We start from the raw sequence: 18,998 nt of genomic DNA, 5'->3' as shown, positions 1-18,998 counted from the left end.
TCCGGCGCGACCTGCCGGCGGTCCGCACGCACCTCGAGTCGCGTTTCCACCTCTGGGCCGCCAGCCAGGAGGGACTGCTGCACCTCGCCCAGGTCGCGCCCTGCCCGACATCGCCGAGCAGGTCTGGGTGCGCGAGCACGCCCTCGCTCCGTGGAGCTGCGAGCTGCTGCTCAACCGCGACGTCGACGGCCGTTGGCAGTCCAAGCGCGACACCACCTTCAGCGCGCCACTCGAGGCCGTCACCTGGGAACGCGACGGCGTGCGCTACCTCGCCCCCGAGCTCGTGCTGAGCCACAAGGTCGCGACCGGGCGCCCCAAGGACGACGACGACCTCGCGGCCGCGCTCCCCCTGCTCACCAGGGCGCAGCGCACCTTCCTCGCCGAGTTCGTGAGGACCCACGCACCGGGGCACCCGTGGCACGCCCTGCTCGACGCCGCGACCTGACGCCCGCTCACACCTTCCGGTCCGAGCCCGGCTCAGCCCGCACCGAGGTGCACCGTGCCGTCGGCGTCCACGCGGAAGCCCGGGTTGTGCACGAAGTCCCACCGGAAGCCGTCGGGGTCGGCCACACAGGCGCTCGACCCGCCCCACTCGCGAACGGCTGGGGTGGTGACGGAGGTCGCCCCGGCAGCGATCGCGGCCGCATACAGCTGCTCGACCTGCTCGGGGCGCTCGACGTTGTGCCCGAGCGACATCGGCGGCGCGGCGCTGCCGTGGGCGACGTCGCCGTACTCGCTCGGCATCTGGCCCACGTTCCAGAGGGCGAGCAGCAGGCCCGGCCCGGCCTGCACGAAGCAGATGTCGCCGGGAAGGTGCAGCACCTCCCGGAAGCCGAGGCCGTCCACGTAGAACGCGCGAGAGGCCTCGACGTCGCGAACGCCCAGCGTGACGGCGGACAGGTCAGGGCGGGTCGTCATGCCCGCCACGATATGAGGTTGAAAGAGTCAGGGGAGGGACACCGTGGTGTCCCTCCCCTGCGTGTGGCGCTGGATGCCCCCAACCAGCGACTGAGTCAGTGCCCGCCACCCAGAAGGTCGCGTACCTCTGACTCGCGGTACCTCCGGTGCCCACCAAGGGTCCGGATCGAAGTCAGCTTTCCTGCCTTGGCCCATCGAGTGACCGTCTTGGGGTCCACTCGGAAGAGGGCCGCAACCTCGGCAGGCGTCAGCAGCTTCTCGGTCTCGTGTCGATCCTGAGTCGTCATTGTCATTTCCCCACCACCCTGTCGCTAGGTGCAGCGACACGCATCGCCCCAAGCGGGGCTCGGTAAAGCAAGAGTAAAGTCTGGACCCGTCCAATGGCGGTTAATCACAGAAAAGAGTCAAATCGTCCCCCTATGCCACCCTGGGGTGTAATGGGGTCCGACGGGCTCGGAAGGGCCCTGGCGGGCGCTCTCCGCCACGGCCGGCGACGCGACACCGGCACGGGGGTCCGTGGGCGCAGGATTTGCCTCACTCATGTAGCGTTAGCCCCACGAGAACACACACATTCCCGGGGCCGCTACGCGGACATCGAAGGACCACCCGGTTCTCCGAGGAGCGATGCCGTCCCGGCACGACGCACGAGGGGGTCACGCCATGGGGCGCGGCCGAGCCAAAGCCAAGCAGACCAAGGTCGCACGGCAGCTCAAGTACTACACACCTGACACGGACTTGAGCGCGCTGGAGCGCGAGCTGCACGGGCCGTCGCAACGCGACTCGTCCAACCAGCCGCGGTCCGTCGACGACGACGAGTACGACGAATACGGGAAGTGGGCCTCGGGCGAGCGCTGAGCTCGTCCTCCTCTTCCGTCTGCACCTCGTGCGTCGGGTGTTCGCACCCGGCGCGCTCGGTGCTGCCCTGACACGGGCGGAGCCCGCACACCGACGCGGTGGGCGGGCCTGCTCATGCCCTGACGTGCATCACGGGCCCCCGGCCGAGCGTCCTTGTCGCCCACGGCTGCTCGCAGGTCGGCGACGTCGGTGGCACGGCTGGCCGGGCCGGCGAGACCGGCGCCCGGAGCGGCCGGGCCGGTGCCGGGAAGGGGTCAGGCGGTCGGGTGCTGTCCGACGACCTGCACCGCACCGCCGTCGACGCCCTTGGCGCCGCGCACGACCTCGGCGTCGGGTGCGACGAGCCCGTCGGCCTGGGCCCGCTCCTCGGTGGCGACCTCTCCGAGCCGCCACGCCCGTATGCCGCGGGCCTCGCTCAGCTCGATCGCGCGGTCGGCGTGCGCCTCTGGCAGCACCGCGACGAAGCCGATGCCCTGGTTCAGGGTGCGCTCGATGTCGGCCTGTGGCACGCGGCCGAGGTCCTGGACGGTGCGGAAGACGGCCGGCGGCGTCCACGTGGCCCGGTCGACGCGGGCGAAGGTGCCGGTGGGCAGCACCCGGGCGAGGTTCGCCGCGAGCCCACCACCGGTGACGTGGCTCAGGGCGTGCACGTCGACGCCGTCGTCGGCGATGATCTCGAGCAGCGGTTTGGTGTAGATCCGGGTCGGCTCGAGCAGCTCCTCGCCGAGCGTGCGGCCGAAGTCCTCGACGTGCCGGTCCAGGGCCCAGCCGGTGCTCGCCACCACACGGCGCACGAGGCTGTAGCCGTTGCTGTGCAGGCCGCTGCTCGCGAGCGCGACCACGACGTCACCGTCGGCGACGCGCTGCGGACCCAGCACGGCGGCATACTCGACGACGCCCGTGGCGGCCCCGGCGACGTCGTACTCGTCGGGCTCGAGCAGGCCGGGGTGCTCGGCCGTCTCTCCGCCCACGAGGGCGACGCCGGCCTCCTCGCACGCGCGGGCGATGCCGCCGACGATGGCGGCGATGCGCTCGGGGACGACCTTTCCGGTCGCGATGTAGTCGGTCATGAAGAGCGGCTCGGCGCCGCAGACCACGATGTCGTCGACGACCATGCCGACGAGGTCGAAGCCGATCGTGTCGTGCACGTCCAGGGCCTGGGCGATGGCGACCTTGGTGCCGACGCCGTCGGTGCTCGTGGCGAGGATCGGACGCGTCATGCGGGCGATCGCGCTCGCGTCGAACATGCCGGCGAAGCCGCCGAGGCCGCCGACCACCTCGGGCCGGGTCGCGCGGCGCACCGATGCCTTCATCAGCTCGACGGCCTTGTCACCCGCCTCGACGTCGACTCCGGCCGAGGCATACGTGATGGGGGCGTCGCTCACGGCCCCAGCCTACCGGCGCACGGACGACACCCCCGACCCCGTCCGCGTAAGGCCGCATTCGAGGCGTCACGAGTCGAGGTGAAACCTCGTGGTCAGCTGCCGGCGATCACCTCGACAGCGAGGTCGAGGCCAGCCCGGCCGCCACCTGGTCCAGGTACGCGTCCGCGTGCAACCGCAGCCCGATGAGGTCGATGCGCAGGACCCGGTCGCCCGCCAGCACCACCCAGTTGCGGGTGAGGTTGTCGATGGTGACGTTGAGTCCTTCACGGTGCTGCATCCCGTCCACTTCGACGACGAGGTCGTGCCGGTCCCACCGCACGTCGAGGTAGATGCGACCGTGAGGCCCCTGCCGCACGACCTGCCGAGACGGCTCGGGCAGGCCGCGAGCCCGACACAGCCTTGCGAAGTCCAGCTCACCCAGGGACTGGACGCCCAGCGCGATGTCGCGGACCACGCCGCGGATGAAGGCCCGCCGCCGACGCCCGACGCAACGCTCGGAGGCCGCCAGCAACGCCGCAGGTGTCGTCAGCCGTTGTTGGACCGGCATGACCAGGATCAGTGCGGCCTGACGATCGCTGACGGCCCATCCGGCGGCGCGCAGTGCAGCGACGGTCGGCCTCGTGCGCGGGATGCCGGCCGGGACCACCTCGTCGTCGAGGCGGCGGATGACCTTGTGCACGCGCACGCCGTCCAGACGTGGGATGTCGTGGGAGTGGAGCACGGAGAGGTGCAGCAGCTCCTCGGCGAAACCCGTCATGCCGGATGCGAGCAGGCTCGACACCCCGTCGAGCACGGCGATGCGCTCGCCCACGTTCCAGATCGCCGACCACGCGTTCGCGACCACGGGCAGCGGCCCGCGGTGCACGGCGACTCCCTGGTGTCCCAGGGCGACCCACCGCTCCGCGGCCACCTCGTTGCGCACATGGTCGTGGGTGATGCCGACCGCACGAAGCTGTCGGCGCGACACGACTCCGCCCTGCTCCGCGGCGAGCCGGCGGGCGAGGGCGCGGCGTTCGGCTGCGTTCATGCTCGCAGGCTGGCTGCGGGCGACTCACGCCGGAAGTCGACCTCCGCCGGCTGTGGACGGCCACCAGTCCGGCTGCGGAGATGTGGACGCCGATCCCACGCCGTTCGGGTCGAGGTGAAGCATCGCGTTCAACCGCGGCGGATCACCTCGAAAGGAGCGACAACCCGCGGTCCGAGGTGGAACGCCGCGACCTGCCGCGACGGATCACCTCGACCCGCCGGACGAGGTCGGCGAGCGGGGGGTCAGGGGTGGCGCAGGGCAGCCTCGCCGCCGACTCCGACCCCGAGGCTGACGCCCTCGACGTCGACCGACCGGTCGTGACCCGTGCGCACCGACAGCGGCAGCGTCTCGAGCACGTGCTTGCCGATGTGGCCGTCCTCCGGCAGGTCGATGGGGTACTTCCCGGTGAAGCACGCGGTGCACAGCTCGGTCGGCGACTGGTTGGTCGCGCCGATCATGCCCTCCTCGGAGATGTAGCCGAGCGAGTCGGCGCCGATCGACGCACGGATCTCCTCGACGCCGAGGCCGGTCGCGATGAGCTCGGCCCGCGTGGCGAAGTCGATGCCGTAGAAGCAGGGCCACTGCACGGGCGGGGAGCTGATGCGCACGTGCACCTCGGCGGCGCCGGCCTCGCGCAGCATGCGGATCTGTGCCCGCTGGGTGTTGCCGCGCACGATCGAGTCGTCGACGACGACGAGGCGCTTGCCGCGGATGGTGTGCTCGAGCGGGTTGAGCTTGAGGCGGATGCCCAGCTGGCGCAGGGTCTGGGACGGCTGGATGAAGGTGCGCCCGACGTAGGCGTTCTTCACGAAACCCTGGCCGAACGGGATGCCCGACTCCTGCGAGTAGCCCACGGCCGCAGGCACGCCCGACTCGGGCACACCGATCACGAGATCGGCGTCGACGGCGTGCTCGCGCGCGAGGACGCGGCCCATCTCGACGCGGGCCTCGTGCACGACCCGGCCGCGGATGACGGCGTCGGGGCGTGCGAGGTAGACGTACTCGAAGACGCAGCCCTTCGGCTGGGGCTCGGCGAACTTGTGCGAGCGCAGGCCGTCCTCGTCGATGACGATGAGCTCGCCGGGCTCGACCTCGCGGATGACGGCCGCGCCGATGGTCTGCAGCGCCGCGGTCTCGGACGCGACGACCCAGCCGCGCTCGAGGCGGCCGAGCGCGAGGGGACGCACGCCCCACGGGTCGCGAGCGGCATACAGGGTGGTCTCGTCCATGAAGACGAACGAGAACGCGCCGCGGAGCTTCGGCAGCAGGTCGAGAGCCGCCTGCTCGGGGGTGCGGTCCTCGTCGGCCGACAGCAGGGTCGTCACGAGCGCGGTGTCGGAGGTGTTTCCGCGGGCGAGCTCGCCGGTGACGCGGGCGCCGCCGAAGTGCTCGTCGACGAGGGCCTTGAGCTCGACCGTGTTGATGAGGTTGCCGTTGTGGGCGAGGGCGAGCGTGCTGTGGCCGGTGCCGCCGAGGGTCGGCTGGGCGTTCTCCCACGTCGAGCCACCGGTGGTGGAGTAGCGCGTGTGGCCGATGGCGATGTGGCCGCGGAGCGAGCTGAGGGCGGTCTCGTCGAAGACCTGCGACACGAGGCCCATGTCCTTGTAGACGAGGATCTTCTCGCCGTCGCCGGTCGCGATGCCGGCAGACTCCTGGCCGCGGTGCTGCAGCGCGTAGAGCCCGAAGTACGTCAGCTTTGCGACGTCCTCTCCGGGGGCCCAGACACCGAAGACCCCGCAGGCGTCCTGCGGGCCCTTCTCGCCGGGGAGGAGGTCATGACCAAGTCGACCGTCGCCACGTGCCACTGCCCCAGTGTCCCATACGGGCGGGATCAGTCCGGCCGCGGTCCGGCGTTGCCGTGGCCACGCAACGGCAGCTCGGCGAGCACCTCGTAGCGCGGCCTCCGCCCGCGGCCCTCCCCCAGGTGCGACTCCACGAGAGCGAGCTCGGTGGCCCGCCACGCCGGTCCCTCCCAGGCTTCCAGCGCCCGGATCCAGCGCGTCGCCTCCGTCGGGCGAGGGAAGCGTCCCAGCGTCAGGTGCGGGTGGAAGCGCGCGCCGTCGGGTGTGGCCCCGGCCGTGCCGGCCGCATTGCGTATGCCGTGTGCCACCGCCCCGAGGTCACCGCGCACCTGCTCGACCCCCGCCCAGAGGACGCGGGCGGCATACGGGTTGGGGAAGGCGCCGGCGCCCGCGAGCTGCAGCACCAGCGGGTCGCGCCGGCCGGCTGAGCGGGCAAGGGCGTCGGTGAGGTCGTCGAGACGCGGGTCGGGGACCGCGCCGAGGAACGCGAGGGTGACGTGCCACTGGTGGCGATCGGTCCACCGGATCTCAGGCCCGGCTTCGCGGCGGGGTGCGACGTGCTCCTCGAGGTCGTCGAGAACCTCGTCGGGCGGCACGACGGCGACGAAGAGCCTCATGGCTGCGCTGCGACACCGGAGGCGATGAGGGCATCGACACCGTCGATGCCCCACGCGGACAAGGCCGCCCGCGTGTCGGCACCCGGCGTGGACGGGGGCGTCGACAGTGCGACCGGCGTGCGCGAGAAGCGGGGCGCGGGTGCCGGCTGCACGACGCCGTGGTGCTCGACGTAGGTGCCACGCGCCGCCAGGTGCGGGTGGTGCGGCGCCTCGGCGTAGGACAGGACGGGCTCGACGCAGGCGTCGGAGCCCTCGAAGACCGCCACCCAGTCGTCGCGGGTGCGGGTGCGGAAGGTGTCGGCGAGCAGGGCGCGCAGAGCCGGCCATCGCCGGGGGTCGAGGCGGTCGGGTGCCGAGTGGGTGAGGTCGAGCAGGCGGAGGAACTCGGCGTAGAAGGACGGCTCGAGCGGGCCGACCGCCATCCAGCCGCCGTCGCTCGTCTCGTAGACGTCGTAGAAGGGGGCGCCGGAGTCGAGCAGGTTGGTGCCGCGCTGGTCGGACCAGAGCCCGGCCGACACGAGGCTGACGACGAGGGCCGACAGGTGCGCCGTGCCGTCGACGATGGCGGCGTCGACGACCTGGCCGCGACCGCTGCTGCGGGCCTCGTGCAACGCGGCGAGGACGCCGACGACGAGGTAGAGCGCACCGCCGCCGAAGTCACCGACGAGGTTGACCGGCACCTGCGGCGGACCTCCGGCGCGGCCGATGGCGTGCAGGGCGCCCGTGATGGCGACGTAGCCGATGTCGTGCCCGGCCGCCTGCGCGAGGGGGCCGTCCTGCCCCCAGCCGGTCATGCGGCCGTAGACGAGGGCGGGGTTGCGCGCGAGGCAGTCGTCGGGGCCGAGGCCGAGGCGCTCGGCGACCCCGGGGCGGTAACCCTCGACGAGCACGTCGGCCTTCTCGACGAGCGCGAGCGCGGCGGCGAGGCCGTCGGGGTGCTTGAGGTCGAGGAGCACGGACGGGCGGCCGCGGCGCAGCACGTCTGCCTCGGGCGCGAGCGGGACGGTCAGCGAGGGGCCGCCCGGGCGGTCGATGCGGATCACGTCGGCCCCGAGGTCGGCGAGCAGCATCGCCGCGAACGGCGACGGCCCGATACCGGCCAGCTCGACGACACGCACACCGGCGAGCGGACCCGTGCGCTGGGCGCGGTCACCGGCCGGGTGGGTCACGACCGGTCGCGACCTGAGCGGTCGAGGAGGATGCCGAGCACGCCGGCCAGGCCGGCGCCGAGCAGTGCACCGAGGGCCCCGATGTAGAGGGCGCCGGTGCTCTCGGAGTAGCCCTGCACCCGGTCGCCCGTCAAGGACACCGCGGCGCCGATGACGAAACCGAGCACCGCCCCGGTGATGAGGAACCGCTTGAAGTTCGGGATGCGCGGGCGCTCGGGGCGGGTCTGGGGCGGGGTCTGGCTCACGCGCCCACCCTAAGCGAGGCGATCGGCAGCAGCCCCTCGAGGTGCGCCCGCTGCCCGCTCGCGCGGACGAGCGCGCCGTCGAGGGCGTCGTGCCACGCCAGGTCTCCGACGGCGAGACGCAGCCAGGTGGCGGCATCCGTCTCGATGACGTTGGGCGGCGTGCCGCGGGTGTGCACGGGCCCCTCGATGCACTGGACGGCGCCGTGCGGCGGCACCCGCACCTCGACGGTGCGGCCGGGTGCGATGGTGGCGAGCTCCTCGAGCGTGTAGCGCACGGCCGTCGCCGTCGTGCGCCGGTCGGCCGCCCAGCCGGCAGCGCGGCACGCCTCGAGCGCGGCGTGACCCTCGGCGATCGGGGTGCGTCGGCGCGGCGGCATACGGGGAAGGCTACCGACGGGTGGTGTCAGCGGTTCGGGCGGTGTCGAGCGGTCAGCGCATCTGGGGCAGCACGTCGGCCACGACCTCGTCGAGGACGTCGCGCGTGCCCCGGAACGGCTCGGAGGGGCGGGGCCAGTGCGTGATCACGTCGGTGAACCCGAGCTCGGCCGCGCGTCCGACGGCGTCCTCGAAGCAGGCTGCGCTCGAGAGCGCGAACGTCGGTGCCGAGTCGATGTTGAGGTAGCGGTCGAGGTCGGCCGGGTCGCGGCCCGCGCCTGCGAGCGCCTCGTCGACCCGTCCGCAGAGCGTAGCGACCAGCGTCCACCACTCGTCGTCGGTGTCGACGTTGCCGCCGTAGGTCATCCAGCCGTCGCCGCGCTCGACGGCGAGGCGGATCGCCTTGGGGCCGTTGGCCGCCACGACGAGGGGCACGCGGTTGCCGGTGTCGCCGCCGCGCACCGGACCGGGCAGGGTGCGCACGTCGCGCGCGCCGTAGAACCGGCCGTCCGCGTCGACGTGGTCCTCGGTGAGCAGCCGGTCGAGGAGGGCCGTGAACTCGTGGAACCGCGCCGTGCGGTCGCGCAGCGGCAGGTCCTCGCCCATGATGCGCGAGTCGACGTCGCCCCCCGCGCCGATGCCGAGCAGGAACCGCCCACCCGAGATGTCGTCGAGCGCCAGCACCTCGCGCATGAACTGGACCGGGTGGTGGTTGTTGGGCGACGAGACAAACGTGCCGAGGCCGATGCGTCGGGTCACCGCGGCAGCGGCCGCGAGCGTCGGCACGGCGCCGAACCACGGCGACTCGGGAAGCCCGCCCCAGGTGACGTGGTCGAAGGTCCACGCGTGGTCGAAGCCCATCTGCTCGGCCTCGCGCCACATCGGCTCGGCGACGGACCAGGGGTGTTCGGGGAGGATGGTGAGGCCGAAGCGCATGCACCGACGCTAGCGCCCCGGTGCGACGAGGACCTCCGTTGTGCCTGTCTGCGCTGCGCAATAGCGTCGGGTGGACAGTCTCGGAGGACCTCCGAGACGCCGGAGAAGGAGCACCCATGTCCAACCTCGTCGTCCACTTCGAGATCCACGGCTCGGACCCTCAGCGCCTCGCCGACTTCTACTCCTCGCTCCTCGGCTGGTCGTTCCAACAGTTCGGCGAGATGCCCTACTGGGCCATCGACACCGGCGACGGGTCGATCCGCCAGGGCGGCTCGGGCAACGGCATCAACGGAGGCCTCACCCAGCGCCAGGGCCCGGCCCCCGAGATCGGCGGCCCGGTCAGTGGCTGCAACATCGTCATCGGCGTCGACGACGTCGACGGCCTCTTCGCCAAGGGAATCGAGCTGGGCGGGTCCGAGGCGCTGGCCCCGGCCGACATGCCGGGCGTCGGCCGTCTCGCCTACCTGCACGACCCCGACGGCAACGTCTTCGGCCTCATCTCGGCCGTCATGTCCGACGGCACCACGGCCATGGGCACCTGACGGCGTGACCCGGGACGACAGGCGCGCCTGGGACGCGGCCGCGGTCCTCGCCGCCTCGAACGCGTGGAGCTGGGTGCCCGACGGCGCACCACACGTCGCCAACGACGAGTACCTCGTCGTCGCCTACCCGCAGCACTTCCTCACGCCCACGTCAGCGCGGGTCTTCGGCTCCGAGCGCGACGCCGCCGCGCTCGCCGACGAGATCTGCGCCGTCGCCCGCGGCTGGGGTCGTGACCGCCTGTGGTGGCGCCTGTCCGAGTTCACGCAACCGCAGGGTCTCGAGCCCGAGCTCATGACCCGCGGCGCCGGCGTCGTCGACCGAATGGACGTGCTCGCGCTCTCGCTCGACGAGGGCCTGCCCGACCTCGCGGTCCCCGGCGACGTCTCGGTGCGGCGGGTCACCGACGAGCAGACCGTGCGTGACGCGATCACCGTGGGCAACGACGCGTTCGGGGGCGCCGACCCCACCGACGACCAGGTCGCGTCGGCGCTCCTCGAGGTCGAGCGCGGCCTTGACGACGACTCCAGCGGTCGCTGGGTCGCCTACGTCGACGGCCGTCCCGCGGGCACGGGCGGCTACACCCTCGCCGGTGACGTATGCCGTCTCTGGGGTGGCGGCACGCACAGCTCGCTCCGCGGTCGCGGCGCCTACCGTGCCGTCCTCGATGCGCGGCTGCGGGCGGCCAAGGCGGCTGGAGCGACCCTAGGACTGACCCACGGTGTCGTCGGCACGTCGTCACCGATCCTGCGCCGCACCGGGTTCACCCGCTACGGCGAGGAGCGCACTCTCGTGCTCGACCTGGCGCCGTCGTGACCGCGGAACCGCCTGTCGCACAACGGGTCTCGCTCGAGTGGGACGAGCGTGGAGGCGTCACGGTCCACATGGACGGCTCGCCACAGTCACACGTGCAGCCCGACGATCCGACGCTCCTCGTCTTCGAGTACGTGCAGCACCTGGCCCTGGCGATCGCCGCCCTGTCGCCCGGCCCCCTCGGCGTGACGCACGTCGGCGGCGCCGGCCTCACCCTGCCGCGGTGGGTCGAGGCCACCCGGCCGGGGTCGCCCCAGATCGTCCTCGAGCCCGACGCCGCTCTCACCGAACTCGTCCGCCGTGAGATCCCGCTCCCCCGCCGCCACCGCATCCGCGTGCGTCCCGTCGACGGCCTGACGGGCGTCAGGGCGCTCAAGCCGGGCTCCGCCGACGTCGTCGCGACCGACGCCTACGCGGCAGGCAGGGTGCCTGCAGAGCTCGCCGGCACGGCATACGCCCACGAGGTGGCGCGCGTGCTGCGGCCCGACGGCGTAGCTCTCTGGAACCTCGCCGACGAGCCCGGGCTGCGCTGGGTGGCCCGCGTCGTGGCCACCGTCGCGAGCACGTTGCCGCACGTCGCGCTCATCGCCACGCATGAGGTGCTCAAGGGGCGCCGCTTCGGCAACTCGGTGCTCGTGGCCGGCGCGTCACCGCTGCCCGTCGAGGCGCTGCGACGCGATGTCGCCCGGGCCCACCTGCCGACCGGGCTGCGCGAGGGCGTTGCCCTGACCCGCTTCCTGGCAGGGGCGCGGCCGTTCGGCGTGACCGGCGAGCCGAGCCCGCCGCCACCCGAGGCGGGCCGATGGCGGGTTCGCTGAGCCTCGACGCCCAGGCTCCTCGAGCAGGCTGCGGGGCGGGTGCTGAACACCGAGCTCGTCCCTGACCCCGTCTACGACGAGGTCAGGGACGTGCCGGTGCAACTGGCCGGCCTGCCAGGGTGTGGAAGGGTTCGGGGCCGCGAGACGTTGCACGCCCTGTGAAGAACATCGGGTTTCTCTCGTTCGGGCACTGGACGCCGTCGCCGCACTCGCAGACCCGTTCTGCATCGGATGCCCTGCTGCAGTCCATCGACCTCGCGGTGGCCGCCGAGGAGCTGGGTGCCGACGGCGCCTACTTCCGGGTGCACCACTTCGCGCGGCAGCTCGCCTCTCCCTTCCCCCTGCTCGCCGCCGTCGGGGCGCGCACGAGCCGCATCGAGATCGGCACCGGCGTCATCGACATGCGCTACGAGAACCCCCTCTACATGGCGGAGGACGCCGGGGCGGCCGACCTCATCTCGGGCGGCAGGCTGCAGCTCGGCATCAGCCGGGGGTCACCCGAGCAGGTCGTCGACGGCTTCCGCTACTTCGGCTACCAGCCCGAGGGCGACGACCACGCGTCGATGGCGCGCGACCACACGCGTACGTTCCTCGACGTCATCGGCGGCAAGGGCTTCGCCCAGCCAAACCCACGGCCGATGTTCCCCAACCCGCCCGGCCTGCTGCCGATCGAGCCGCACTCGCCCGGCCTGCGCGACCGCATCTGGTGGGGCGCCGGCTCTCGCGCCACCGCCGAGTGGACGGCCGAGCAGGGCCTGAACCTCATGAGCTCCACGCTGCTCACCGAGGACACCGGCGTGCCCTTCCACGAGCTGCAGGCCCAGCAGATCCAGATGTTCCGCGACGCCTGGAAGGCAGCCGGCCACGAGCGGGAGCCGCGGGTCTCGGTGAGCCGCAGCATCTTCCCGATCGTCAGCGACGAGGACCGGCAGTACTTCTTCCGCGAGACGGCCAGCCAGGACCAGGTCGGACACCTCGACGGCGGGCTCGCCCGTTTCGGCAAGACGTATGCCGGCGAGCCCGACCAGCTCGTCCATGACCTCGCCGAGGACTCCGCGATCGCGGCGGCGGACACCCTGCTGCTCACGGTGCCCAACCAGCTCGGCGTCGACTACAACGCGCACGTCATCGAGAGCGTGCTGACCCACCTCGCACCCGGGCTCGGCTGGCGCTGACCGGAGACGACGAACGGCGAGCACCAGCAGGTGCTCGCCGTTCGCGTTGGCGCGGGCCGGGAGGTCAGGCTCCGAAGACCGCCGGGAGCGTGAACTCGTGGGCGGACTTCAGCTCGGCGACCGAGGCGGTGAAGACACCGGTGATGTCGAGGTCGCGGCCACCCGTGACGCCGATGCGCGCGTGCGGCACGTCGCCGAGCAGCGCCTCGAACTCGGCCGCGTGGCCCGCCGGCACCGCGACGAGCGCGCGGGCGCTCGACTCGGAGAACAGCGCGGTGAACGGGTCGAGCGGGTTGCCGTCGGCGTCCGCGCCGACCCGGTCGAGGCCGTCGATGGTCACGCCCACGCCGTGGCGCATGCACGCCTCGGCGAGCGCGATCGCCAGCCCGCCCTCCGACAGGTCGTGGGCCGCCTCGACGATACCCGCACGGGCCGCCTCGACGAGGACACGACCGAGGGCCTGCTCGGCAGCGAGGTCGACCTGCGGCGGGTGCCCGCCGAGGTGCTTGTGCACCACGTGCGCCCACTCCGAGCCGTCGAGCTCGTCGCGGGTGGTGCCGAGCAGGTAGACGTGGGCGTCCTCGCTGCGGAAGCCCGAGCCGGAGCGCTTCGAGACGTCGTCCATGACCCCGAGCACGCCGATGACGGGCGTCGGGTGGATGGCGACGTCACCGGTCTGGTTGTAGAACGACACGTTGCCACCAGTGACCGGGATGCCGAGGAACTTGCAGCCCTCGGCGATGCCGCGGATCGCCTCGCGGAACTGCCACATGACGCCGGGGTCCTCGGGCGAGCCGAAGTTGAGGCAGTCCGTGACCGCGAGCGGAGCCGCACCTGCGGTGGCGACGTTGCGATAGGCCTCGGCGAGCGCGAGCTGCGCGCCGGCATACGGGTCGAGCTTGGCGAAGCGGCCGTTGCAGTCGGTGGACACCGCCACGCCGCGGCCGGTCTCCTCGTCGACGCGCACGACGCCGGAGTCGTCGGGCTGCGCGAGCGCCGTGTTGCCGAGGACGTATCGGTCGTACTGGTCGGTGATCCACGACTTGTCGCAGAGGTTCGGCGAGCCGAGGAGCGTCAGCAGCTGGGCACGGATCTGGTCGCCGTTCTCGGGGCGGGCCAGGGAGGCCGCACCCGAGGCCTTCAGCCCGTCGAGGTATGCCGGCCGGGCCAGCGGGCGGTCGTAGGTCGGGCCCTCGTGGGCGACCGAGCGCGGCGGCACGTCGACGATGGTCTCGCCGTGCCAGGTGATGACGAGGTGGTCGCCGTCGGTGACCTCGCCGATGACGGTGGCCTCGACGTCCCAGTGGTCGGTGATCGCCATGAACTCCTCTAGGTGCTTCGGCTCGACCACGGCCATCATGCGTTCCTGCGACTCCGACATGAGGATCTCCTGCGGCTGCAGGCTCGCGTCGCGCAGGGGCACGAGGTCGAGCTCGACCTGCATACCCCCGTCACCGTTGGACGCGAGCTCGCTCGTCGCACAGGAGAGCCCGGCGCCGCCGAGGTCCTGGATGCCGTCGACGACGCCCGCCTTGTAGAGGTCGAGGCAGCACTCGATGAGCACCTTCTCGGCGAACGGGTCGCCGACCTGCACGGCGGGGCGCTTGGTCGGGCCGCCCTCGTCGAACGTCTCGGACGCGAGCACCGAGACGCCACCGATGCCGTCGCCGCCGGTCTTGGCACCGAAGAGGATCACCTTGTTGCCGACGCCGGACGCCTTGGCGAGGTGGATGTCCTCGACGCGCATCGCGCCGACGCAGAGCGCGTTGACGAGCGGGTTGCCCTGGTAGCAGTCGTCGAAGACGACCTCGCCGCCGATGTTGGGCAGACCGATGCAGTTGCCGTAGCCGCCGACGCCGGCGACGACGCCCGGCAGCACGCGCTGCGTGTCGGGGTGGTGCAGGTTGCCGAAGCGGAGCGGGTCCATGACCGCGATCGGGCGGGCGCCCATCGACATGATGTCGCGGATGATGCCGCCGACGCCGGTCGCGGCGCCCTGGTAGGGCTCGACGTAGGACGGGTGGTTGTGCGACTCGACCTTGAAGGTCACGGCCCAGCCGTCGCCGATGTCGACGACCCCGGCGTTCTCGCCGATGCCGACGAGCAGCTTCTCGCGCATCTCGTCGGTGGTGTTCTCGCCCCAGAGCTTGAAGTGGATCTTGCTCGACTTGTAGGAGCAGTGCTCGCTCCACATGACGGAGTACATCGCGAGCTCGGCGATGGTCGGGCGACGCCCGATGATCTCGCGGATGCGGGCGTACTCGTCGGCCTTGAGGCCGAGCTCGGCCCACGGCTGCTCGACGTCGGGCGTGCCGGCCGCGTGCTCGACGGTGTCGAGGACGGGCGCCGCCGGCGCCTGCTGGACGGTCTGGGTGTCGCTCATGCGTTGGCCGCGCTCTCGAGGGTCTTCGTGATGATCGAGGTGAAGAAGGCGCGCCCGTCGAGGCTCGGGCCGTAGCCGGCCTCGACCGCGTGCTCGGGGTGCGGCATGAGACCGACGACGTTGCCGCGCTTGTTGGTGATCCCGGCGATGTGGCGGTAGGAGCCGTTGGGGTTGCGGCCCTCGGCGTCGGGCACGTAGCGGAACACCACGCGCCCGTCTCCCTCGAGCTTGTCGAGGGTGTTCTGGTCGGCCACGTAGCCGCCCTCGCCGTTCTTGAGGACGATGGTGATCTCCTGGCCGGCCTCGAAGTCGGAGGTCCAGGCGGTGGAGGCGTTCTCGACGACGAGCCGCTGGTCGACGCAGTTGAACTTGCGGTGGTCGTTGCGGATCAGCGCGCCGGGGAGCAGGTGGCTCTCGGTGAGCACCTGGAAGCCGTTGCAGATGCCGAGCACCGGCAGGCCGCCCTTGGCGGCCGGGACGAGGGCGTCCATGACGGGCGCGAACCGGGCGATGGCGCCGCAGCGCAGGTAGTCGCCGTAGGAGAACCCACCCGGCAGGATGACCGCGTCGACGCCTCGGAGGTCGGCGTCACCGTGCCAGAGCGTGACGGCCTCGCCGCCACACTCCCGCACGGCCCTCGCCGCGTCTCGGTCGTCGAGGGAACCGGGGAACGTGACGACGCCGATCCTCACTGCTCGCCGTCCTCCGACTCGCCCTTGCCCTCGTCCGCGCCCTCAGCGCCGCCCTGGGTCTCGCCCTCGGCGTCGCCCTCGGAACCGTCGAGCACGCGTACGGACACGACGTCCTCGATGACGGGGTTGGACAGGAGGGTCTCGGCGGCCTCGCGGGCGGCCGTGAGGTGCTCGTCCGTGACGTCGCCGTCGACGGTGAGCACGAAGCGCTTGCCCTGACGGACGTCGGTGAACCCGTCGAACCCGAGCCGCGGCAGGGCGCCGCCGACGGCTTGCCCCTGGGGGTCGAGGATCTCGGGCTTGAGCATGACGTCGACGACGATGCTTCCCATCAGTGGTGCTTCTCCCTGCGCTGGATGGGCGATGGTGGCGTCCCTCGGGTCCCTCGGGACGGGCCAGAGTCTATCGGGCGCCCCGCACGCGCCCGACCACGTCTCAGCGCGACTGGAGCGCGTCGAGCGCCACCGCCATCGACATGCCGACGCGCCAGTCCATCGGGCGCCCGTCGCCGAGGGCCGGCAGCGTCACGTGGTAGACGTCCTTGACCGACGCCTTCTTCGTCGAGCTGAGGGCCATCGAGCCGTCCGGCGCGACGAAGTCGAAGTGGAAGAGGAACGGGACCGGGATGTCGCCGATCACGGGGACGAGCTCCCAGACGCGGCGGACGACGGCGACCTTGGCGTTGCGCTCGCGGCCGACGAACTCGCGCCCGTCGGGCAGGCCGAGCGTCCACGTCGAGTTCACGAGCGAGGCCTTGAACTGCTTCTTGAACCAGCCGATCGGCTGGCCCTGGCTGTCGGTGACGTCGTAGCCGGAGCCGAGGTCGATGCGCTTGCGTGCCTTGAAGCCGAAGAGCGGGTGGGTCTTGGCGGAGTCGGTGTAGAACGTGACCTGCTCCTTGGCGGCCAACCGCTTCTGCTCGGCGAAGCAGAGCAGGCCGAGCTCGTTGCCGTGCTCGTCGGCGCGGAAGATCTCGTAGCGGTTGACCATGAGGGTCAGCTTCTGGCGGAGGACGTAGCGCTCGGCCTCGAGGGGCGCGCGGTCGGCGACGGGCTCGGTCATGCCGCCAGCGTATGCCGGGTGGCAGGGTGGCCGGATGACCAACCGCGTACGCCGCGCCCGTCCGGACGACCTGCCTGCCCTCGTGGAGCAGCCGTCGGTGGTGGCTGGCGCTGCTCGGCGTGGGGCGTGGTGATGCGGCGCACGGTCGGGCCACGAGAGGTGCTCGACGACCTGACGGCCGGGCTCGAGGCGGTGCTCGGCGACGGACTGACGGGGCTCTACCTGCACGGGTCGCTGGTCGCGGGCGACTTCGCGCCGACCCGCAGCGACATCGACGTGCTGGCCCTCGTCGTGCGGCCGCCCGACGACGCGACGCTGACAGCGGTCGCCCCCGTGATCGCCGACATCGAGCAGCGCCATCCCGCCTGGCGCGGGCGGCTGGAGGTCGAGACGGTCGGCCTGCCGACGGTGGAGGCCTTCGTCAGCGGCGACGTCGCTGCCGGGGCGCGCCAGCTGATCATGCGCGTCAGCCCGGGCGAGGAGCTGCACCTGCTCCCGGCCACCGGGCACCGCGTGCTCACGTGGGCCACGGTGCGCGAGAAGGGCCAGGCGCTCGTCGGTCCGCCCGCACCCACGATGCTGCCTGCGGTGTCACCCGAGCTGGTGCGCGCGGCCCTGCTCCAGCACGTGCGGGACTGGCCGGAGTGGGTCGAGGACATGCAGCAGGTGGGCGGCCAGGCGTACTCCGTGCTGTCGCTGTGCCGCGCGTGGTGCGCCCTCGTGGAGGGCGAGCAGCTCTCGAAGCGGGCGGCTGCCGACCGGCGGGCCACGGGCCTGTTGGTGGCTGGTCGGGGCACGGAGGCCGATCTCGTCGGCTGGGCGCGCGACTGGTGGTACGCGGACGGGTCGGACGGCGAGACGGGCCGCCTTGGTGAGGTCCGCGACTTCGTGGTGCGCACGTGCGGCGAGATTCTCGGGCAGTCCTCCGGGTGGGAGGCCGAGCGCGGGTTCAGCCCGGGTTGATGCGCGCGTGGGAATGCATGTCGTGCCAGCCGTCCGGGTGGAGCAGCGCCGAGCGGCGGACACCCTCGAGCTCGAAGCCGTTCTTCGTCGCCACGCGGCACGACGGCCCGTTGTGCACCGAGTGCATGAGCTCGACGCGGTGCAGGCCCAGCGCGAAGAGCCACTCGGTCATCGCCGTGAGCGCCCGACCCGCGACTCCGCGACCGCGCCCTTCGGGCAGCACCCAGTAGCCGACCTCGGCGATGCCCTCGTCGAGGTGCAGCACGGGCAGACCCACCCGGCCGACGAGGCTGCCGCCTTCGACGACCGCCCACTCGGCGCCCGTCTCGGCTTCCCACCGCGCGCCCGCTCGGCCCCGGACCCACTCGAGCGCCTCGTCGTGGGTGAGGGTGCGACGGTGCCAACGCTCGATGTCGGGGTCGGCGTACGCGCGTACGAGCACGTCGGCATCGTCGTCGACGAAGGGTCGGAGCGTCAGCCCGCCACCTGCCTCGATGACGGGCTGGGGCCGGCCACTGACCGAGCCGGCGGGAACGGCCACGGGAAGAGCAGACATGCCCCCATGCTTGCACCCGGCACCGACAGTCGCGTTCGGTGCGGAATCCCTTTGCGGGTGAATGGAACTGGCTGTGGACAAGGGCTGGTTCCGTCGGGGTGAGTGGCCCCGGCCGCCGCGACGAGCTCCTCGCGGGGGTGCGGGCGGTCGCACTCGGCACGCGGCGGATGATGCGATCTCGATCGAGCGTCTCCGCGTAGGTGGGCCTTGCCAGGCACGAGTCACCCAACCACGGGTCCCGCCTCGCCGGCACGGCTGTGACTCTCGTCAGACACCTCCCCCGCACTCTGGAGGCCCTGTCCGTCGGCGCCCTCGACGAGCGTCTCGCCGAGATCGTCGTCCGGGGCACGAACCACCTCGAGCCCGAGCAGCGCGCCCGCGTCGACGACGAGGTCGTGGGCGCCCATCTCGACCCGGACGACCCGACGTCCGGCGTCGGGTCGTGGGGCGACCGCGAGCTCTAGGGGCGCGTCCGCGCCCGCGCCGACCGTCTCGATGCCGCGGCTGCCGTCGCGCGGTGCCGCTTCGCCGAGTCCCCGCGGCGGGTGACCATCCGTCCGGTCCCCGACACGATGGCTCTCGTCTCGGCCGTCCTCCCGGTCGCCCAGGCCGTGGCCGTGCACGCGGCCCTGGCTACGGCGCCGTGCCCGCCGGCTGGGCGCGTGAG

The 18,998-nt window shown here is 72.3% G+C and carries 23 protein-coding genes; 8 read left to right on the top strand and 15 right to left on the bottom strand.

Features of this window, described 5'->3' with window-relative positions; all coding sequences use genetic code 11:
• Positions 1-127: 127 nt before the first annotated feature.
• The gene (locus ACFQ2V_RS08335; protein ID WP_386052206.1) at positions 128-445 is read left to right on the top strand and encodes a hypothetical protein; all 318 of its coding nucleotides are present in this window, start codon (positions 128-130) and stop codon (positions 443-445) included.
• Between the two features lie 32 nt (positions 446-477).
• Here the strand turns inward: ACFQ2V_RS08335 and ACFQ2V_RS08330 are convergent, their stop codons facing one another.
• Positions 478-918, bottom strand: coding sequence for a VOC family protein (locus ACFQ2V_RS08330; protein WP_386052205.1), 441 nt, complete (start codon positions 916-918; stop codon positions 478-480).
• A 95-nt stretch (positions 919-1,013) separates the two neighbouring features.
• On the bottom strand, positions 1,014-1,205 hold the full coding sequence (locus ACFQ2V_RS08325) for a BldC family transcriptional regulator (protein ID WP_045191048.1): 192 nt from the start codon (positions 1,203-1,205) through the stop codon (positions 1,014-1,016).
• A 373-nt stretch (positions 1,206-1,578) separates the two neighbouring features.
• Between ACFQ2V_RS08325 and ACFQ2V_RS08320 the strand changes: the two genes are divergently transcribed.
• Positions 1,579-1,773 carry a DUF3073 domain-containing protein gene (locus ACFQ2V_RS08320; protein ID WP_386052204.1) on the top strand — a complete coding sequence of 65 codons (195 nt, stop codon included), beginning with the start codon at positions 1,579-1,581 and terminating at the stop codon, positions 1,771-1,773.
• Between the two features lie 254 nt (positions 1,774-2,027).
• Here ACFQ2V_RS08320 and purM read toward each other — a convergent pair whose 3' ends face one another.
• The 8 genes from purM to ACFQ2V_RS08280 all read right to left on the bottom strand — a co-directional run bounded on the left by purM (position 2,028) and on the right by ACFQ2V_RS08280 (position 9,329).
• The gene (gene purM, locus ACFQ2V_RS08315) at positions 2,028-3,158 is read right to left on the bottom strand and encodes a phosphoribosylformylglycinamidine cyclo-ligase (protein WP_386052203.1); all 1,131 of its coding nucleotides are present in this window, start codon (positions 3,156-3,158) and stop codon (positions 2,028-2,030) included.
• A 106-nt stretch (positions 3,159-3,264) separates the two neighbouring features.
• Complete coding sequence (locus ACFQ2V_RS08310) at positions 3,265-4,185, bottom strand: hypothetical protein (protein ID WP_386052202.1); 921 nt, start codon at positions 4,183-4,185, stop codon at positions 3,265-3,267.
• A gap of 242 nt (positions 4,186-4,427) precedes the next feature.
• Positions 4,428-5,990 carry an amidophosphoribosyltransferase gene (purF, locus tag ACFQ2V_RS08305; protein WP_386052201.1) on the bottom strand — a complete coding sequence of 521 codons (1,563 nt, stop codon included), beginning with the start codon at positions 5,988-5,990 and terminating at the stop codon, positions 4,428-4,430.
• 26 nt (positions 5,991-6,016) lie between these two features.
• The gene (gene thpR, locus ACFQ2V_RS08300; protein ID WP_386052200.1) at positions 6,017-6,604 is read right to left on the bottom strand and encodes an RNA 2',3'-cyclic phosphodiesterase; all 588 of its coding nucleotides are present in this window, start codon (positions 6,602-6,604) and stop codon (positions 6,017-6,019) included.
• On the bottom strand, positions 6,601-7,773 hold the full coding sequence (locus ACFQ2V_RS08295) for a CaiB/BaiF CoA transferase family protein (RefSeq protein ID WP_386052199.1): 1,173 nt from the start codon (positions 7,771-7,773) through the stop codon (positions 6,601-6,603). Before ACFQ2V_RS08295 ends, thpR begins: the two co-directional genes overlap by 4 nt.
• The gene (locus tag ACFQ2V_RS08290; protein ID WP_386052198.1) at positions 7,770-8,018 is read right to left on the bottom strand and encodes a hypothetical protein; all 249 of its coding nucleotides are present in this window, start codon (positions 8,016-8,018) and stop codon (positions 7,770-7,772) included. Before ACFQ2V_RS08290 ends, ACFQ2V_RS08295 begins: the two co-directional genes overlap by 4 nt.
• A complete protein-coding gene (locus ACFQ2V_RS08285; protein WP_386052197.1) occupies positions 8,015-8,395 on the bottom strand; it encodes a sterol carrier family protein in 381 nt (126 codons plus the stop codon). Before ACFQ2V_RS08285 ends, ACFQ2V_RS08290 begins: the two co-directional genes overlap by 4 nt.
• 52 nt (positions 8,396-8,447) lie before the next feature.
• On the bottom strand, positions 8,448-9,329 hold the full coding sequence (locus ACFQ2V_RS08280; protein WP_386052196.1) for an LLM class flavin-dependent oxidoreductase: 882 nt from the start codon (positions 9,327-9,329) through the stop codon (positions 8,448-8,450).
• A gap of 116 nt (positions 9,330-9,445) precedes the next feature.
• On the opposite strand from ACFQ2V_RS08280, the gene ACFQ2V_RS08275 reads away from it, so the two are divergent.
• From ACFQ2V_RS08275 to ACFQ2V_RS08260, 4 genes are all read left to right on the top strand, one after another.
• Complete coding sequence (locus tag ACFQ2V_RS08275; RefSeq protein WP_386052195.1) at positions 9,446-9,871, top strand: VOC family protein; 426 nt, start codon at positions 9,446-9,448, stop codon at positions 9,869-9,871.
• Positions 9,872-9,875: 4 nt separating this feature from the next.
• A complete protein-coding gene (locus ACFQ2V_RS08270) occupies positions 9,876-10,685 on the top strand; it encodes a GNAT family N-acetyltransferase (RefSeq protein WP_386052194.1) in 810 nt (269 codons plus the stop codon).
• Positions 10,682-11,500, top strand: coding sequence for a spermidine synthase (locus tag ACFQ2V_RS08265; protein WP_449343041.1), 819 nt, complete (start codon positions 10,682-10,684; stop codon positions 11,498-11,500). The genes ACFQ2V_RS08270 and ACFQ2V_RS08265 overlap by 4 nt, the downstream gene beginning before the upstream one ends.
• 158 nt (positions 11,501-11,658) lie before the next feature.
• A complete protein-coding gene (locus ACFQ2V_RS08260) occupies positions 11,659-12,675 on the top strand; it encodes an LLM class flavin-dependent oxidoreductase (protein ID WP_386052193.1) in 1,017 nt (338 codons plus the stop codon).
• Positions 12,676-12,739: 64 nt separating this feature from the next.
• Here ACFQ2V_RS08260 and purL read toward each other — a convergent pair whose 3' ends face one another.
• From purL to ACFQ2V_RS08240, 4 genes are all read right to left on the bottom strand, one after another.
• Positions 12,740-15,058, bottom strand: a complete 2,319-nt coding sequence (gene purL / locus ACFQ2V_RS08255; RefSeq protein ID WP_386052192.1) for a phosphoribosylformylglycinamidine synthase subunit PurL — start codon at positions 15,056-15,058, stop codon at positions 12,740-12,742.
• Positions 15,055-15,750 carry a phosphoribosylformylglycinamidine synthase subunit PurQ gene (purQ, locus tag ACFQ2V_RS08250; RefSeq protein WP_386052191.1) on the bottom strand — a complete coding sequence of 232 codons (696 nt, stop codon included), beginning with the start codon at positions 15,748-15,750 and terminating at the stop codon, positions 15,055-15,057. The genes purL and purQ overlap by 4 nt, the downstream gene beginning before the upstream one ends.
• Complete coding sequence (gene purS, locus ACFQ2V_RS08245) at positions 15,747-16,082, bottom strand: phosphoribosylformylglycinamidine synthase subunit PurS (RefSeq protein ID WP_386052190.1); 336 nt, start codon at positions 16,080-16,082, stop codon at positions 15,747-15,749. The genes purQ and purS overlap by 4 nt, the downstream gene beginning before the upstream one ends.
• A 103-nt stretch (positions 16,083-16,185) precedes the next feature.
• Positions 16,186-16,812 carry a hypothetical protein gene (locus ACFQ2V_RS08240; protein ID WP_386052189.1) on the bottom strand — a complete coding sequence of 209 codons (627 nt, stop codon included), beginning with the start codon at positions 16,810-16,812 and terminating at the stop codon, positions 16,186-16,188.
• Positions 16,813-16,944: 132 nt separating this feature from the next.
• Here ACFQ2V_RS08240 and ACFQ2V_RS08235 point away from each other — a divergent pair, with 132 nt between their 5' ends.
• Positions 16,945-17,775, top strand: coding sequence for an aminoglycoside adenylyltransferase domain-containing protein (locus tag ACFQ2V_RS08235; protein ID WP_386052188.1), 831 nt, complete (start codon positions 16,945-16,947; stop codon positions 17,773-17,775).
• Here the strand turns inward: ACFQ2V_RS08235 and ACFQ2V_RS08230 are convergent.
• Positions 17,762-18,331: a GNAT family N-acetyltransferase gene (locus ACFQ2V_RS08230; RefSeq protein ID WP_386052187.1), complete on the bottom strand. Its 570-nt coding sequence runs from the start codon at positions 18,329-18,331 to the stop codon at positions 17,762-17,764. The genes ACFQ2V_RS08235 and ACFQ2V_RS08230 overlap by 14 nt on opposite strands.
• A 257-nt stretch (positions 18,332-18,588) precedes the next feature.
• Between ACFQ2V_RS08230 and ACFQ2V_RS08225 the strand changes: the two genes are divergently transcribed.
• Complete coding sequence (locus tag ACFQ2V_RS08225) at positions 18,589-18,795, top strand: hypothetical protein (RefSeq protein ID WP_386052186.1); 207 nt, start codon at positions 18,589-18,591, stop codon at positions 18,793-18,795.
• Positions 18,796-18,998 lie beyond the last annotated feature (203 nt).

The organism is Terrabacter terrigena (assembly GCF_042676085.1).
Taxonomy (GTDB): Bacteria; Actinomycetota; Actinomycetes; order Actinomycetales; family Dermatophilaceae; genus Terrabacter; species Terrabacter terrigena.
The sequence above is the reverse complement of the archived record's forward strand: the minus strand, read 5'-3'. Positions and strand labels throughout refer to the sequence as shown.

Coding starts and splice junctions, on each gene's coding strand:
- purL (WP_386052192.1), bottom strand. CDS start 15,058: ATGAGCGACACCCAGACCGTCCAGCAGGCGCCGGCGGCGCCCGTCCTC.
- ACFQ2V_RS08240 (WP_386052189.1), bottom strand. CDS start 16,812: ATGACCGAGCCCGTCGCCGACCGCGCGCCCCTCGAGGCCGAGCGCTAC.
- ACFQ2V_RS08280 (WP_386052196.1), bottom strand. CDS start 9,329: ATGCGCTTCGGCCTCACCATCCTCCCCGAACACCCCTGGTCCGTCGCC.
- ACFQ2V_RS08330 (WP_386052205.1), bottom strand. CDS start 918: ATGACGACCCGCCCTGACCTGTCCGCCGTCACGCTGGGCGTTCGCGAC.
- ACFQ2V_RS08310 (WP_386052202.1), bottom strand. CDS start 4,185: ATGAACGCAGCCGAACGCCGCGCCCTCGCCCGCCGGCTCGCCGCGGAG.
- thpR (WP_386052200.1), bottom strand. CDS start 6,604: ATGAGGCTCTTCGTCGCCGTCGTGCCGCCCGACGAGGTTCTCGACGAC.
- ACFQ2V_RS08230 (WP_386052187.1), bottom strand. CDS start 18,331: ATGTCTGCTCTTCCCGTGGCCGTTCCCGCCGGCTCGGTCAGTGGCCGG.
- purS (WP_386052190.1), bottom strand. CDS start 16,082: ATGGGAAGCATCGTCGTCGACGTCATGCTCAAGCCCGAGATCCTCGAC.
- ACFQ2V_RS08235 (WP_386052188.1), top strand. CDS start 16,945: ATGCGGCGCACGGTCGGGCCACGAGAGGTGCTCGACGACCTGACGGCC.
- ACFQ2V_RS08285 (WP_386052197.1), bottom strand. CDS start 8,395: ATGCCGCCGCGCCGACGCACCCCGATCGCCGAGGGTCACGCCGCGCTC.
- ACFQ2V_RS08325 (WP_045191048.1), bottom strand. CDS start 1,205: ATGACGACTCAGGATCGACACGAGACCGAGAAGCTGCTGACGCCTGCC.
- ACFQ2V_RS08275 (WP_386052195.1), top strand. CDS start 9,446: ATGTCCAACCTCGTCGTCCACTTCGAGATCCACGGCTCGGACCCTCAG.
- ACFQ2V_RS08320 (WP_386052204.1), top strand. CDS start 1,579: ATGGGGCGCGGCCGAGCCAAAGCCAAGCAGACCAAGGTCGCACGGCAG.